The organism is Tritonibacter sp. SIMBA_163, from assembly GCF_046535935.1.
Taxonomy (GTDB): Bacteria; Pseudomonadota; Alphaproteobacteria; order Rhodobacterales; family Rhodobacteraceae; genus Epibacterium; species Epibacterium scottomollicae.
Genome location: NZ_JAWJBP010000675.1, coordinates 1 through 261, shown reverse-complemented (window position 1 = coordinate 261; position 261 = coordinate 1). Strand labels below are relative to the sequence as shown.

1 protein-coding gene is annotated in these 261 nt (G+C 57.5%); it reads left to right on the top strand.

The window, feature by feature from the left end; all coding sequences use genetic code 11:
- Nucleotides 1-261, top strand: a 261-nt coding sequence (locus R0J92_RS24015) for a hypothetical protein (RefSeq protein ID WP_411053526.1), incomplete at both ends; no start/stop codon positions are given.

Genomic DNA, 261 nt, shown 5'->3' with positions numbered 1-261 from the left:
ACTCCAAATGGCTGATGAAAAGATCACCAACGACATCCAGCAGGCGCTCGAAAAGCAGATCGCTGACATGCGCAGTGAACTGAAACGTCTTTCCAAATCGCTGGCGTCCCAATCCGGTGACCTGAGGGAACGTGCGGAAGATGCGCTGGACGATGCATCCGGTCGTTTCCGTAACGCGGCGCAAGCGGTGCGTGAACGCGGCCAGGTGGTAGCCGAAACTGTGCGCGAAAATCCCGGTACGGCTACAACGCTCTTCGGAAC